The sequence below is a fragment of the Micrococcus sp. KRD128 genome (assembly GCF_017168395.1).
GTDB classification, from domain to species: domain Bacteria; phylum Actinomycetota; class Actinomycetes; order Actinomycetales; family Micrococcaceae; genus Micrococcus; species Micrococcus luteus.
Genome location: NZ_JABFAX010000019.1, coordinates 185,278 through 199,186 on the forward strand (window position 1 = coordinate 185,278; position 13,909 = coordinate 199,186).

Below are 13,909 nucleotides of genomic sequence, written 5' to 3' on the forward strand. Positions count from 1 at the left end.
CGTGTCGTCGGCGCCGCCCCCGTCCGGGGCTCGCCCCGGACCCGACGTGCGGGTCAGCGCGAACGGTAGTTCGGGGCCTCGACGGTCATCATGATGTCGTGCGGATGGGACTCCTTCAGGCCCGCCGCGGTGATGCGCACGAAGCGGCCGTTCTCCTTGAGATCGGCCACCGTGGACGCGCCCGTGTAGAACATCGTCTGGCGCAGGCCGCCCACGAGCTGGTGGACCACCGAGGCGACCGGGCCCCGGAAGGGCACCTGGCCCTCGATGCCCTCGGGGATCAGCTTGTCCTCGTCCGGCACGTCCGCCTGGAAGTAGCGGTCCTTGGAGAAGGAGCGCGTGCCGTTGCGGGTCTGCATGGCGCCCAGGGAGCCCATGCCGCGGTAGGTCTTGAACTGCTTGCCCTGGTAGAACACGAGGTCGCCCGGGGACTCGGCCGTGCCGGCCAGCAGGGAGCCGAGCATCACCGAGTCGGCGCCGGCCACGAGGGCCTTGCCGATGTCACCGGAGTGCTGCAGGCCGCCGTCGGCGATCAGCGGGACGCCCGCGGGGCGCGTGGCCTTGGCCGCCTCGTAGATGGCGGTGATCTGCGGGACGCCGACGCCGGCCACCACACGGGTCGTGCAGATCGAGCCCGGGCCCACGCCCACCTTCACGGCGTCCGCGCCGGCGTCGACGATCGCCTTGGCGCCCGCGTAGGTCGCGGCCTGACCGCCGATGACGTCGACGTGCGCGGCCGCCTTCTCCTTCTTCAGGCGCGCGATCATGTCCAGCACGCCGTGCGTGTGGCCGTTCGCGGTGTCCACCACGAGGGCGTCCACGCCCGCCTCGACGAGCGCCATGGCGCGCTCCCAGCCGTCGCCGAAGAAGCCGACGGCGCCGCCGACGAGCAGCCGGCCCTCGTCGTCCTTGGCGGCGTCCGGGTACTGCTCCGCCTTGTCGAAGTCCTTGATGGTGATCAGGCCGGTCAGGCGGCCCGCATCGTCCACGAGCGGCAGCTTCTCCACGCGGTTCTGGGAGAACAGGCGGATCGTCTCGGCGCGCGAGACGCCCTCCTGCGCGGTGACCAGCGGCATGCGGGTCATGGCGGTGTCCACCGTGCGGGTGGCCCACTCCTCGCGCGGGATGAAGCGGGTGTCGCGGTTGGTGATGATGCCCAGCAGCGTCATGTCCTCGGCCACCACCGGCAGGCCCGAGACGCGGTACTGGGCGCACAGCTCGTCCAGGTCGGCGAGCGTGGCGTCGGGGCCGATGGTCACGGGGTCCTTGATCATCCCCGACTCGGAGCGCTTCACGGTGTCCACGTGGCGGGCCTGGTCCTCGATGGACAGGTTGCGGTGGATGATGCCCATGCCGCCCTGGCGGGCCATGGCGATGGCCAGGGGAGCCTCGGTCACGGTGTCCATCGCCGCGGAGACGATGGGGATGTTCAAGCGGATGTTGCGGGTCAGCCGGGTGGCCGGGTCCGCGTCCGCGGGGATCACGTCCGTGGCGTTGGGCAGGAGCAGGACGTCGTCATAGGTGAGGCCGAAGAAGCCGAAGGGATCCGAGGAGGAGTGGACGGGCTCGGGGCTGGGACCGGTGCTGGTGGTGGTCACGAAGGCGCCTTTCGGGACGGGTGTTTCCGCGATTCTATGCCCGGGGGTCAAACCGGTGACCCGGGTGCGGGGCACATCACAGGACCCCCGTGCTGGGCCACGCGGGGACGAGACGGACGTCACCACGACGTCACATGACGCAATCCGTTTCGGTGTCATGGTATTGGTCCGCCTAATCTCCCCCGGATGAGCACCGCACAGTCCTCCCCCGCACCGGCGCCCCGACGCCGGCTCCCCGCCTGGACGTCGAACTTCGGCTGGCAGATCGCCGCCGCCCTCGTCCTCGGCCTCGTCCTGGGCCTGATCGCCCGCGCGACGGGGCACACCTCCGAGCACCCGACCTGGCTCGGCGAGACGCTGGCCACCATCGGCAGCATCTACATCAGCCTGCTGAAGGCCACGGTCGTCCCGCTGGTCTTCTTCGCCGTCGTCGCCTCCATCGCCAACCTGGCCCAGGTGACCAATGCGGCCCGCCTGGCCGCCAAGACCCTGCTGTGGTTCGCCATCACGAGCCTGATCGCGGTGCTCATCGGCCTCGCCGTCGGCGTCGTGCTGCAGCCGGGCGTGGGCACCGGCCAGACCGCGCCGGCGTCGTACCAGGCCAAGGACGTCGGCTGGCTCGACTTCCTGACCTCCCTGGTGCCGGCGAACTTCCTCGGCCTGACGGTCAAGACCACGGCAGGCGAGGACGGCGCGCTGGCCTCCTCCCCCACGTTCAACGTGCTGCAGATCCTCGTGATCGCGATCGTCGTGGGCGTGGCCGCGCTCAAGGTCGGCGAGAAGGCCGCCCCGTTCCTCACGTTCTCCCGCTCGGTGCTCGCCATCATCCAGAAGCTGCTGTGGTGGATCATCCGCCTGGCCCCGATCGGCACCATCGGCCTGCTGGGCAACGCCGTGGCCTCGTACGGCTGGTCCACGATGGGCACGCTGGCCAAGTTCGTGGTGGCGATCTACGTGGGCCTGGCCCTCGTGATGCTCGTGGTGTACCCGCTGCTGGCGCGCCTGCACGGGCTCTCCGTCAAGCAGTTCTTCACGGGCGTGTGGCCGGCCTTCCAGCTCGGCTTCGTCTCCCGCTCCTCCCTCGGCACGCTGCCCGTCACCCAGCGGGTGGCCGAGCGCAACTTCGGCGTGCCCACCGGCTACGCCTCCTTCGCCGTGCCGCTGGGCGCCACCACCAAGATGGACGGCTGCGCCGCGATCTACCCGGCCGTGGCCGCCGTGTTCATCGCCCAGTTCTACGGGATCGACATGAGCCTGAGCCAATACGCCCTCGTGGCGCTCGTGTCCGTGCTGGGCTCGGCCGCGACCGCCGGCACCACCGGCGCCACCGTGATGCTCACGCTCACGCTGTCCACCGCCGGGCTGCCCCTCGAGGGCATGGCCCTGCTCCTGGCCGTCGACCCGATCGTGGACATGGGCCGCACCGCCCTCAACGTGTCCGGCCAGGCCCTCATCCCCGCGCTCGTGGCCTCCCAGGAGGGCATCCTCGACCGGGACCGCTACGACGCCCCGCGCGGCGACATCTTCGGCGAGGACGAGGAGGAGATCGTCGAGGCCCGCGCCCACGCGACCGCCGACTCCCGCGCCGAGCTCGTCGGCACCCCGGAGCCGCGCGCCTGAGTCAGCGACCGGACGGGCCCGCTCCGGCGGGCCCGTCCGCGTCGTCCCCGTCCCCCTCGTCCGGGTACTCGCCCAGCACGTAGTCGTAGTCCACCGGGTTCCCGTCCTCGTCCGTGCGGCGGTACCAGTCGGTGATCGCCGCGGCGGTGGAGTCGAACCCCTCACCGGCCGCGTACCAGCTGCCCGGCGGGGTGCGCTCCACTGTGAACGCGAAGTCGTCCCCGTACTGCACCAGGCCCCGCACCGTCGCCTTCTCGACGGCGGCCCGCTGGTACCGGTCACGGATCGCGAAGGGGTCGTTGGCCAGTTCGCGCTGGAGCGCGACCGCCATGAGGACGAGCACCACGGTGAACGGCAGCGCCGTGATGGTGATGAGGTTCTGCAGGCCGGTGAGCGCGGTGTCGCCGCCGGTCAGCAGCATCACGACGGCGATGCCCGCCATGCACAGTGCCCAGAACACCGTGATCGTGTGGCGCGGGGCCGGGGCACCGCGCTGCGAGAGCTGCGAGTTCACGATCGAGGCGGAGTCCACCGTCGTGATGAAGAAGACCGCCAGCATGACGATCACGACCGGGGCCACCAGCCCGCCGCCGGGCAGCTGGTCCAGGACCACCCAGAAGATCTCCGCCGGCGCGGGCAGCGAGGCGGCCGTGCCGTCCGGCGCCACAGAGCCCCGGGTCCGCTGCAGCCAGACGGTGGTGCCGCCGATGATCGTGAATGCGCCGACGATCACCGCGGCCGGGATGAACAGGGCGCCGAGGACGTACTGGCGGATGGTCCGGCCCTTCGAGATCTTCGCCATGAACACGCCCACGAACGGGGCCCAGCTCACCCACCACGCCCAGTAGAAGATCGTCCAGTGGGAGAGGAACTCCTGCATGTCCTCCCCCTCGGCCATCGAGGCGCCGCGGGCCACACCGGACACCGCCGAGACGATGGTGCCGATCGTGAGCACCACGATGATCCCCAGCGCCACCGTGTTCCCCGGCGCCGACCAGCCCGAGACGATCTCCACGCCGCGGCCGATCTGCAGGGCGCCGATGCCCAGCGAGGCCGCCGTGCCACGCGCTCACGCCCCAGTGCAGCGCGGCCTGGGCCAGCGCGCCCGTCACCGCCTCCTCGCTCCCCGCCTCGTACGCCCCGGGCGCGGGGCCAGATAGTAGGTCAGCGGCTCGTACGGGCCGAAGAAGATGATGCCGATGCCGATGCCGGCCGCGAAGAGCCAGCCGGCGTGGAGCATCACCCAGTCGAGGGCCGCGCTCGAGACGGCCAGCACGGCGTCCGGCTGCAGCACACCCCACACCACGAACCCGACCACCAGCAGCCCGACGACGGCGAGGATCACCGGGTCCACGCCGTAGCGCACCCGGCGGTCCTCCACGGACACGCCCGGCACGAGGGCCGGGTGGATGCCGTGCGGATAGGAGTACTCCCGGACGAAGCGACGCAGCCGTGGCCGCCCGCACGACGACGGCCCCTCACCCGGGCGGGTGAGGGGCCGTCGTCGTCGGCCGGCCGCGTCAGGGCCGACGCAGGGGTCAGTGCTGGTGGCCGGCCTCGTCCTCGTCGGCGGGCTTGTCCGCCACGAGGGTCTCGGTGGTCAGCACGAGGGCCGCGATGGAGGCGGCGTTGGCCAGCGCGGAGCGGGTCACCTTGACCGGGTCGATCACGCCATCGGCGATCAGGTCGCCGTAGACGCCGGTCTTCGCGTTGTAGCCGTGGTTCGGCTCCAGCTCGGCGACCTTGGAGACCACCACGTAGCCGTCCTCGCCCGCGTTCTGGGCGATCCAGCGCAGCGGCTGCTTCAGGGCCTTGCGGACGATGTCCACGCCCACGGCCGCGTCACCGGTCAGGGCCTGGACGTCGGCGTCGGTGTCGAGCACGGTCAGCGCGTTGATGAGCGCGGTGCCGCCGCCGGCCACGATGCCCTCCTCGAGGGCGGCGCGGGTCGAGGACACGGCGTCCTCGATGCGGTGCTTGCGCTCCTTGAGCTCCACCTCGGTGGCGGCGCCCACGCGGATCACGCCGATGCCGCCGGAGAGCTTGGCGAGGCGCTCCTGGAGCTTCTCGCGGTCCCAGTCGGAGTCGGTCGCAGCGGACTCGGCCTTGATCTGGGCGACCCGGGCCTCGACGTCCTCGGCCGCACCGCCGCCGTCGACGATGGTGGTCTCGTCCTTGGTGACGGTGATGCGGCGGGCGGAGCCGAGCACGTCCAGGTCGGCCTGCTCGAGCTTCATGCCGAGGTCCGGGGAGACGACCTGGGCGCCGGTGAGGATCGCGATGTCCTGCATCATGGCCTTGCGGCGGTCGCCGAAGCCCGGCGCCTTGACGGCCACGACGTTCAGGGTGCCGCGGATCTTGTTGACCACGAGGGTGGACAGGGCCTCGCCCTCGATGTCCTCGGCGATCACGAACAGCGGCTTGTTGGCCTGCAGGACCTTCTCCAGCAGGGGCAGCAGCTCCTGCACGTTGGAGATCTTGCCCGAGTTGATCAGGACGTAGGCATCCTCGAGCACGGCCTCCTGACGCTCGGCGTCGGTGACCATGTACGGGGACAGGAAGCCCTTGTCGAACTGCATGCCCTCGGTGACGTCCAGCTCGGTGGAGGTCGTGGAGGACTCCTCGATGGTGATGACGCCGTCGGTGCCGACCGTGTCGAACGCGCGGGCCAGCAGCTCGCCGACCTCGTCGTTCTGGGCCGAGATGGCGGCCACGTGGGCCACCTCCTGGCCCTCGACCGGGCGGGCGTTCTCCTGCAGGCGCCGCTCGACGGCGGCCACGGCCACCTCGATGCCCTTCTTGACCTCGCCCGGCGCGGCGCCGGCGGCGACCTGGCGCATACCCTCGTTCACGAGGGCCTGGGCCAGCACGGTGGCGGTGGTGGTGCCGTCGCCCGCGATGTCGTTGGTCTTGGTGGCGACCTCCTTGGCGAGCTGGGCGCCCATGTTCTCGTACGGGTCCTCCAGCTCCACCTCGCGGGCGATCGTGACGCCGTCGTTGGTGATGGTGGGGGCGCCCCACGCCTTGTCGAGCACCACGTTGCGGCCCTTGGGGCCGAGGGTGACCTTGACGGTGTCGGCGAGCTTGTCGATGCCGGCCTGGAGGGCGCGGCGTGCGTCGTCGTTGAAAGCCAGCTGCTTGGCCATGACGGACGCTCCTTTCGTTCAGGGAGTCAGGGGGTGCGGGGACGCGAGGGGCCCGGGGCGCGCGCACCGGTGCGGTGCGCGCCGCTCACCGGGCCCGTCGCGGCGGGGTCACTTGGTGACGACGGCCAGCACGTCGCGGGCGGAGAGCACCAGGTACTCCTCGCCGCCGACCTTGACCTCGGTGCCGCCGTACTTGGAGTAGAGCACCACGTCACCCTCGGCGACGTCGACCGGCACGCGGTTGCCGTTCTCGGCGACCCGGCCCGGGCCCACGGCCACGACCTGGCCCTCCTGCGGCTTCTCCTTGGCGGTGTCCGGGATCACGAGGCCCGACGCGGTGGTCTGCTCGGCCTCCAGGGGGCGGACAACGATGCGATCCTCGAGGGGCTTGATGGAGACAGACATGCTGCACACTCCTTCTTCGTCGACGTGCGGCTCCGGCGGGCTCGCCGGTCCGCTGATGCTGTGGTCTGCGGGTGCGCCACGGGCGTCAGACCCTCCGTCGTCGCGGTGCCGGACGGTCCACCTCGGGCATTGGCACCCGGTACCCCCGAGTGCCAGTCCTGACTCTACTCCGGCTTTTGGCACTCCTTCAACATGAGTGCCAGCCGTGTCCTCACCGTCCGCCGTGGGCGGAGGCGTGGGGCGCGGTGGGCCACCCTCCGTGGGCAGAAACCGCACCCCCGCCCATCGCGTGGGCAGCATCCGCAGGTTTTCGATCTCCGTGGGCAGAAGCGCCCTCTCTTCTGCCCACGGATGTTGCGTGGGCGGAACTCCTCGCAGTTCTGCCCACCGAGCCACGACGACGTCGTCCCGGCGGGACAACCGGCCGCCGCCCAGTCCTGCACAGCCGGCCCACCCCGCGCCGGTGTGCACAGACACGCGGCCCGCCCGGCCGCCGTCGGGCCGACCGCGTCAGGGTCGACCCATGCCCTTCGCCCCCGACCTCCCCCTCGTCCCCGTCTTCACCACCCGCGACGTGCTCGAACGCGGTCTGCCGCCCAGCCGGGTGCGGCGGTCCGACGTCCTCCGCCTCGCCCGCGGCATCCACCGCCGACGTGACATGCCGCTGCGCACCTGGGAGTCGGCTGGGCTCCCGCCGCCGCACCACGGGGTCGGCCTCGACCTGCTGACCGCCCTCCTGCGGTCCCGTCCCGACGCCGTCCTCTCCCACGAGACGGCGGCGCACCTCCACGGCCTCCCACTTCCCCCGGGCGGGGCCACGCGACGCGCCGCCGTCGAGATCACGTTGCACCGCGGCACCGCACGGGCGCGGATCCCCGGCGTCATGGAGCACCGCAGACCCCTGCCCGCCGGCCACGTCACCTCCGTGCTCGGGCTACGGGTGACGACGCCGGAACGGACCTGGCTCGATCTGTGCTCGATCGGCCACCCCTGGGACGAGGCATCCCTCGTGTCGGCGGGTGACCACCTGGTCCGTCACCCCTGGTCCCCGCGCGGCCGGCGGCCTCCCGTCACCACGGTCACCGCGGTGCACGAGGCGATGCGGCCGCTCGGGCGGTTCGTCGGAAGACCGCGGGCGACGGCGGCGCTCGAGCGCGTACGGGTGGGTGCCGACTCGCCGCAGGAGACCCGGCTGAGGCTGGCGCTCGTCGAGGCGGGGCTGGGCGAGCCGACGCTGCAGCACGTGTTCGACCCCGGGCGGCGGGACGCCCCCGAGGCCGATCTGTGGTTCGAGGACTGCCGGCTCGTCCTCCAGTACGACGGCGAGGTGCACCGGAGTGCCGAGCAACACGCCCGGGACGCCCGGCGAGACCAGTACTACGCGGAACGTGGGCAGATGACCCTGCACGTCACGGGCCGGGACGTCGGCGAGGGGTACGCGCGGGTGATCGAGGCCGTCCTCAGACGACGGGCACAGGTCTCGAACGGCTGGGATGCCTGACGTCGTCGTCGCGTATAGCCCTGCCGTCTGTGCGCAGGGGTTCCGTGGGCAGAAGCGAGGGCGTTTCTGCCCACGGAACCTGGAAACACGCGGGTTCTGCCCCCGGAAGGCGAGACCCGGCGGGTTCTGCCCCGGAACGCTCGCGCCGACCGGGCACCCGGCCCCCGCCCGGACCGGGCTGGCCCCGCCCGACTCGGGCCGGCCTCACCGTCGCCCCGCTCAGTAGTACACGGCCAGCGGCCCGTGCGGTCCGTCCACCACGCTGCAGGGGGTCTTGAAGATCCGCTCCAGCACCTCGGGGCGCAGGATCTCGGCCGGGGTGCCGGTCTCCACCACCTGGCCGTCCCCCATGGCCACGATCCGGTCGGCGTAGTGGGCGGCGAAGTTGATGTCGTGCAGCACGATCACCACGGTCCGGCCCAGCTCGTCGGCGGCCCGGCGCAGCTGCTGCATCATCTGCACCGAGTGCTGCATGTCCAGGTTGTTCAGCGGCTCGTCCAGCAGCACGTACTCGGTGTTCTGCGCCAGCACCATCGCCACGTACGCGCGCTGCCGCTGGCCGCCCGAGAGCTGGTCGAGGTACCGGTTCTCGAACGGGCCGAGGTTGAGGAAGTCGATCGCGTCGGACACGTGCCGCTCATCCTCCAGGGTCAGCCGCCCGCGCGTGTACGGGTAGCGCCCGAACCCCACGAGCTGTCGCACGGTCAGCCGCGTCACGAAGTGGTTCTCCTGCCGCAGGATGGACAGGGTCTGCGCGATCTTCCGGGACGGCGTCGTGGTGATGTCGTGCCCGCCCACGGCGATCGTCCCGGCGTCGGCGTCCTGCAGTCGGCCGATCATCGTCAGCAGCGTGGACTTGCCCGCCCCGTTGGGCCCCACGAGCGCGGTCACTCCCCCGGCCTGGATGTCCAGGTCCACGGGTCCGATGCACACCTCGTCGCTGTGGCGCTTCACCACGCCGCGCAGCTCGATCACAGACGTCCCTTTCTCATCACGACGACCAGGAAGGTGATGCCGCCGATCAGCTCGATGACCACCGTGACCGCACCTCCCGCGTAGAACACGTGCCGCAGCACGAAGTAGGCGCTCGTGAGCACCGCGTACCCGGCCAGCGCCGCCACCGGGAGGATGAACCGGTGGTCGTGGGTGTCGACGAGGCTGTACGCCAGCGTCGCCACGAGGAAGCCGAGGAACGTCATCGGGCCCACGAGCGCGGTGGTCATGGCCATCAGCACGGAGACCAGCAGCAGCGTCACCATGAGCTCGCGCCGGTGGTGCAGGCCCAGGTTGGTCGCGGCGTCCGCGCCGAGCGCCACCGTGTTCAGGCGGCGGGAGCGCAGCCACAGCAGCGCGCACACGACGACGGCGATGGGCGCGGCGATCGCCACGTACTCGGTCCGGGCGTTGGAGATGTTGCCGAAGAGCCGCGCGCTCAGCAGGTCGAACGAGTTCGGGTCCAGCAACCGCTGCATGAACGTGCTCAGCGCGGCCAGCCCGCCGCCCAGCACCACGCCCACGAGCAGCATCAGATGGACGCTGCCGTAGGGCCGGGAGAGCAGCCACGAGTAGAGGGCCGTCGCCAGCACCACCATGAGCGCGGCCTGGGCGAGGAACGGCCCCACCCCGGTCAGCACCGCGACGCCGGCGGCCCCCAGCACGTACACGGCGGCGGTCGACACGGCGGTGTAGAGCGCCTCGAACCCCATGATCGAGGGCGTGATGATGCGGTTGCCCGTCACCGTGTGGAAGCTGACGGTCGCGAAGGAGTGGCACAGCGCCACGATCCCGATCACTCCCAGGGACTCCACGCGCATCCGCGCGATCATCCAGAACGCGCGCGAGCCGGGTTCGGCCTCGTTGCCCCACAGCAGGACCCCGGCGGTGGAGAGCACGGCGACGGCGGCCAGCACCGCGACGACGACCGCATACCTCCGGCGGTCGGCGGCGGTGACGAACGCACCGGACCGGCGAGGGGCGTCGGCGTCGACGGGCCCGGCCGCGGTGGCGCCGCCGGGCGGGGCGGGGAGGCGACCCGGGGCGGTCGCGAGCGGCTCAGCCATGCTTGGCCTGCCTCAGCAGCAGGGCAAGGAACACGATCGCGCCCACGAGGCCCAGGATCAGCGAGATGGGCACCTCGAACGGGGCGATCACGGTGCGCCCGATCAGGTCGCAGACGATCACGATCCACACGCCGACCATGACCACCCAGGGCAGGTTCGTCCGCAGGTTGTCGCCGCGGACCATGGACACGAGGTTGGGGACCACGAGCCCCAGGAACGGGAGGGCCCCGATCACCACGGTGACCACCCCGGTGGCCACGGCCACCATGGCCACGCCGGTGAGGATCACGGCGTCGTAGTTGAGGCCGACGTTCGTGGCGACGTCCTTGCCGAGGCCGGCCACGGTGAAGCGGTCCGCGATGACGAAGACCGCCACGCACACGATCAGCACGAGGAAGAGCAGCTCATACCGGCCGCGGACCACGGAGGTGAACGAACCGGCGAACCACGCGCCCACCTGCTGCAGCATGTCCGTCTGGAGGGCGAGGAACGTCGAGGCGGCGCCCACCACGGCGCCGAGCATGATGCCCACGATCGGCACGATGAGGGAGGACTGCAGGCGCACACGCCGCAGGAAGAGGAAGAACACGAGGGTGCCGACGAAGGCGAAGAGGATGGCCCCGACCATGCGGGTCACCAGGCCCGCCCCCGGCATGAGCACCATGGTGACCAGCAGGCCGAGCCCGGCCCACTCGGTGGTGCCCGTGGTGCTCGGCTCCACGAAGCGGTTCTGCGTCATGAGCTGCATGATCAGCCCGCACATCGCCATCGAGGCGCCGGCCAGCACGAGGGCGACCGTGCGCGGCACGCGCGTGATGGCGAACATCTCGCGTCCGCCCTCCGCGCCGACGTCGTACACGCCCACGAACAGCGAGACCACGACGAGGACCGCGGTCACCACGACGCCGACCAGCAGCGGCCAGGTGCGCTGCCAGCGGGTGCGCTCGGGCCGCAGGACGGCGGGCGGGACCCAGCACACGCGGTCGCCCCGCCCCGGCTCCTGGAGCCGGGGCGGGGCGTCGGCGACGTGGTGACGCACGTCGACGATCACTGCGCGCCTTCGAAGGCCTTCGCGAGGTCCTCCATGACGGTGGTGTGGTTCTGGATGTCCTCGGCGACGTAGAAGTCGGCGGGCAGGTACACGATGTTGCCCTCCTTCACCGCGGTCACGTCCTGGAGGGCCTCGGAACGCTCGATCAGCTCGGCGGCGGTGGCGTTCTCCTCGCCGACGGCGGCGTCGCGGTCCATGACGATCAGCCAGTCCGGGTTCGACTTCGCGATGGCCTCGACGGAGATGTCGTCGCCCTGGTGGTTGTCGGTGCCCGACTGCTCGAGGGCCGGGGTCAGGTCCAGCATGTCGAAGAACGGGCCGATGGCGCGGCCGGTGCTGGGCGCGACGTACGAGAGCTCGCCGCCCGAGGCGATGAGGCCCATGACGGTCTGCTCAGGGTCGTAGGCGTCCTTGGCGCGCTGGGTCGCGGCGTCGAAGTCGGCGATGAGCTTCTCGGCATCGGCCTCGTGGCCGGTGGCCTCGCCCAGCAGGGTGGTCAGCTTCTTCAGGCCCTCGTCCATGGGGGTCTGCGTGACGTCGAAGTCCGTGTCCACGACGGCGGCGTCGCCGGTCAGCTCGTCGATCTCGGCCTTGCGCTCGTTGAACCGCTGACCGTTGAACACGACGTCCGGCTCCGCCGTGACGAACAGCTCCATGTCCGGCTCCCGGTGGTTGCCGATGTCGGCGACCGAGTCGTCCTGGAGGTAGGAGGGCCCGCCCTCGCCCTTGTACATGATCTGCTTCGGCGCGGCCGACAGCTCGACGCCCCAGTCGTCCAGGGTGCGGAAGGTGCGGTTGTCCGTGGCGATGACGGAGTCGACCTCCTCCGGCAGGGTGACCTCGGCGCCGGACATGTCGGTGACGGTGGCCCCGGTCGCGATGCCGCCCGAGGCGGCCGAGGAGCTGCCCGAAGCGCTCGTGGAGGCCGAGGACTCGCCGGAGGCGGTCGCGGAGGACGAGCTCGTGGCCGCGCCGCCGGCGGAGCAGCCGACGAGGGCGAGGGCCGCCACCGAGGTCAGGGCGAGACTGGCGAGGCGGGGGGCGCGGACGGAACGCGGCATGGTTCTCCTTCTGGGCGGCGGGGCAGCCCCGGGATGAGCAGTCGGGGTGGTGGGCGCGCTCCCGTGGAGGTGAGCCTTGCCTCAGTCGAATACCGTACACGAGGGTGCCGTAATCCCCCAACGGGAGTTCGACGGGTCTCGCCGCCCGGAGCCCGCGGCCGCGAGCCCCATCAGTCCAACGGCGTCACCTCGAGGGCGAACCGCGACCGACCCACGCGCGCCAGCACGAGGGTGGCGTGCCGTCCAGCCCCGCCACGCCGGCCCGTCTTCGCACCGCCGAGGACGGCGCGCCGCACCTCTTCGGGCGTCTCGCGGATGCCCCGCTTCTTCACGTCCAGCCGGCCCACCCCGGTCTCCTTCGCCCAGCGCCGCAGGGAGGCCAGGTGGAAGCCGTGCACCGCCTCGATCCGATGGGCGCGGGCCAGGCCGTCCCGCACGGGCTCGGGCGCGACGAGGTAGGCCAGGTGGGGGTCCAGCTGCCGCGTCGGCACGGGCCAGGACGCGGCCAGATCCGTCACGAGTCCGGCCCGGATGACGGCGCCGTCCGGCTCGTGCAGGACCGCGCCGACGAGCCCCGCCATGCCCGCCTCCCCCACGGCCTCGACCTCGGGCGAGTCGCCGAAGTCCGCGCCGGAGACGAGCTGCGCCGTCGTCGTCTCCCCGCCCCGGACGGTCATGACGCGCGCCGCCCGCCGCACCCCGGGGCGGGCCGCCGCGTTGAACCACAGGGCGGCCTCCACGACGTCGCCGTCGAGGCTCACCCACTCGGCCTCGGCGCCCGCCGGCACGGCCTCGTGCGGGAGCCCCGGGCCGAGCTTGACCCCGACCGGGACGCCCGTCGCGGCGATGTCCGTCACGACGCTCAGGGGCGGGGAGAACGCCTCGGGGTCGAACACGCGCGTGGACCCGCCCCCGCCGACCTGACGGCGGGCGGGGTCCAGCCACACCGCGTCCGCCTCGGCGGGCACGTGGGCGCGGGCCCAGGCCACGGCGTCGCCGTGCACCACCCGCGCGCCGCGGTGGCCGGCGAGGTTCACCTCGGCGGCCGCGGCGACGACGGCGTCCCGCTCCACCGCCACGACGTCCAGGCCCCGGTCGGCGAAGGCGCGCGCGTCCAGGCCGAGACCGCAGCCGAGGTCGGCGACGCGCCGGGCCCCCGCGGCCGCCAGCCGGTCCGCGTGCAGGCCCGCGACCTGCGGGCGGGTGGCCTGCTCCAGGCCGTCGCGCGTGAACAGCATCCGGCGCGCCTCCGGCCCGAGGCGGGCCTCCGCGCGGGACCGCAGCGCGGCCTGGGTCAGCGCGGCGGCCACGCGCTCCGGAGGATGCCCGGCCGCACGCAGGCGGGAGGAGACCGCGAGCGCGTCGGCCTCGCGGTACCCGGCGAGGGAGTCGAGCAGCGCGCGGCCCTCCGGCTCGAGGACGGGGGCCAGGGCGGTGGCGTCCGCCTCCGAGGCGGCGGCCGTGGGG

The 13,909-nt window shown here is 72.2% G+C and carries 12 protein-coding genes; 2 read left to right on the forward strand and 10 right to left on the reverse strand.

The annotated features are described in order from the left end of the window. Nucleotides 1-53: 53 nt before the first annotated feature. The gene (gene guaB, locus J1M44_RS10465) at nt 54-1,598 is read right to left on the reverse strand and encodes an IMP dehydrogenase (RefSeq protein ID WP_002857598.1); all 1,545 of its coding nucleotides are present in this window, start codon (nt 1,596-1,598) and stop codon (nt 54-56) included. A gap of 186 nt (nt 1,599-1,784) precedes the next feature. On the opposite strand from guaB, the gene J1M44_RS10470 reads away from it, so the two are divergent. Continuing rightward, a complete protein-coding gene (locus J1M44_RS10470) occupies nt 1,785-3,218 on the forward strand; it encodes a dicarboxylate/amino acid:cation symporter (protein WP_060775387.1) in 1,434 nt (477 codons plus the stop codon). Between the two features lies 1 nt (nt 3,219). Here J1M44_RS10470 and J1M44_RS10475 read toward each other — a convergent pair whose 3' ends face one another. The 4 genes from J1M44_RS10475 to groES form a co-directional block, all read right to left on the reverse strand. Further along, entirely contained in the window at nt 3,220-4,233 is a 1,014-nt protein-coding gene (locus J1M44_RS10475; RefSeq protein ID WP_330986837.1) for a BCCT family transporter, read from the reverse strand. Between the two features lie 93 nt (nt 4,234-4,326). After that, nucleotides 4,327-4,605, reverse strand: a complete 279-nt coding sequence (locus tag J1M44_RS11980) for a hypothetical protein (RefSeq protein ID WP_330986838.1) — start codon at nt 4,603-4,605, stop codon at nt 4,327-4,329. 151 nt (nt 4,606-4,756) lie between these two features. Next, on the reverse strand, nt 4,757-6,364 hold the full coding sequence (groL, locus tag J1M44_RS10480) for a chaperonin GroEL (protein ID WP_206480945.1): 1,608 nt from the start codon (nt 6,362-6,364) through the stop codon (nt 4,757-4,759). 108 nt (nt 6,365-6,472) lie between these two features. Beyond that, nucleotides 6,473-6,769 carry a co-chaperone GroES gene (groES, locus tag J1M44_RS10485; protein ID WP_002857590.1) on the reverse strand — a complete coding sequence of 99 codons (297 nt, stop codon included), beginning with the start codon at nt 6,767-6,769 and terminating at the stop codon, nt 6,473-6,475. 523 nt (nt 6,770-7,292) lie between these two features. On the opposite strand from groES, the gene J1M44_RS10490 reads away from it, so the two are divergent. After that, nucleotides 7,293-8,270 carry a hypothetical protein gene (locus J1M44_RS10490; RefSeq protein WP_002857586.1) on the forward strand — a complete coding sequence of 326 codons (978 nt, stop codon included), beginning with the start codon at nt 7,293-7,295 and terminating at the stop codon, nt 8,268-8,270. A 219-nt stretch (nt 8,271-8,489) separates the two neighbouring features. On the opposite strand, the gene J1M44_RS10495 is transcribed toward J1M44_RS10490, so the two are convergent. The 5 genes from J1M44_RS10495 to J1M44_RS10515 all read right to left on the reverse strand — a co-directional run. Further along, nucleotides 8,490-9,245: an iron ABC transporter ATP-binding protein gene (locus tag J1M44_RS10495; protein ID WP_002857584.1), complete on the reverse strand. Its 756-nt coding sequence runs from the start codon at nt 9,243-9,245 to the stop codon at nt 8,490-8,492. Beyond that, the gene (locus J1M44_RS10500) at nt 9,242-10,330 is read right to left on the reverse strand and encodes an iron chelate uptake ABC transporter family permease subunit (RefSeq protein ID WP_002857582.1); all 1,089 of its coding nucleotides are present in this window, start codon (nt 10,328-10,330) and stop codon (nt 9,242-9,244) included. Before J1M44_RS10500 ends, J1M44_RS10495 begins: the two co-directional genes overlap by 4 nt. Then, on the reverse strand, nt 10,323-11,381 hold the full coding sequence (locus tag J1M44_RS10505; RefSeq protein WP_080983937.1) for an ABC transporter permease: 1,059 nt from the start codon (nt 11,379-11,381) through the stop codon (nt 10,323-10,325). The genes J1M44_RS10500 and J1M44_RS10505 overlap by 8 nt, the downstream gene beginning before the upstream one ends. Then, entirely contained in the window at nt 11,378-12,442 is a 1,065-nt protein-coding gene (locus tag J1M44_RS10510; RefSeq protein WP_206480946.1) for a siderophore ABC transporter substrate-binding protein, read from the reverse strand. Before J1M44_RS10510 ends, J1M44_RS10505 begins: the two co-directional genes overlap by 4 nt. A gap of 170 nt (nt 12,443-12,612) precedes the next feature. Next, nucleotides 12,613-13,909, reverse strand: a 1,297-nt coding sequence (locus J1M44_RS10515; protein ID WP_241253005.1) for a class I SAM-dependent methyltransferase, incomplete at its 5' end; no start/stop codon positions are given.

What these genes read in the sequence shown, in the direction of transcription:
- J1M44_RS10470 (WP_060775387.1), top strand. Translation starts at nt 1,785, where the DNA reads ATGAGCACCGCACAGTCCTCCCCCGCACCGGCGCCCCGACGCCGGCTC.
- J1M44_RS10500 (WP_002857582.1), bottom strand. Translation starts at nt 10,330, where the DNA reads ATGGCTGAGCCGCTCGCGACCGCCCCGGGTCGCCTCCCCGCCCCGCCC.
- groL (WP_206480945.1), bottom strand. Translation starts at nt 6,364, where the DNA reads ATGGCCAAGCAGCTGGCTTTCAACGACGACGCACGCCGCGCCCTCCAG.
- J1M44_RS10490 (WP_002857586.1), top strand. Translation starts at nt 7,293, where the DNA reads ATGCCCTTCGCCCCCGACCTCCCCCTCGTCCCCGTCTTCACCACCCGC.
- J1M44_RS10510 (WP_206480946.1), bottom strand. Translation starts at nt 12,442, where the DNA reads ATGCCGCGTTCCGTCCGCGCCCCCCGCCTCGCCAGTCTCGCCCTGACC.
- groES (WP_002857590.1), bottom strand. Translation starts at nt 6,769, where the DNA reads ATGTCTGTCTCCATCAAGCCCCTCGAGGATCGCATCGTTGTCCGCCCC.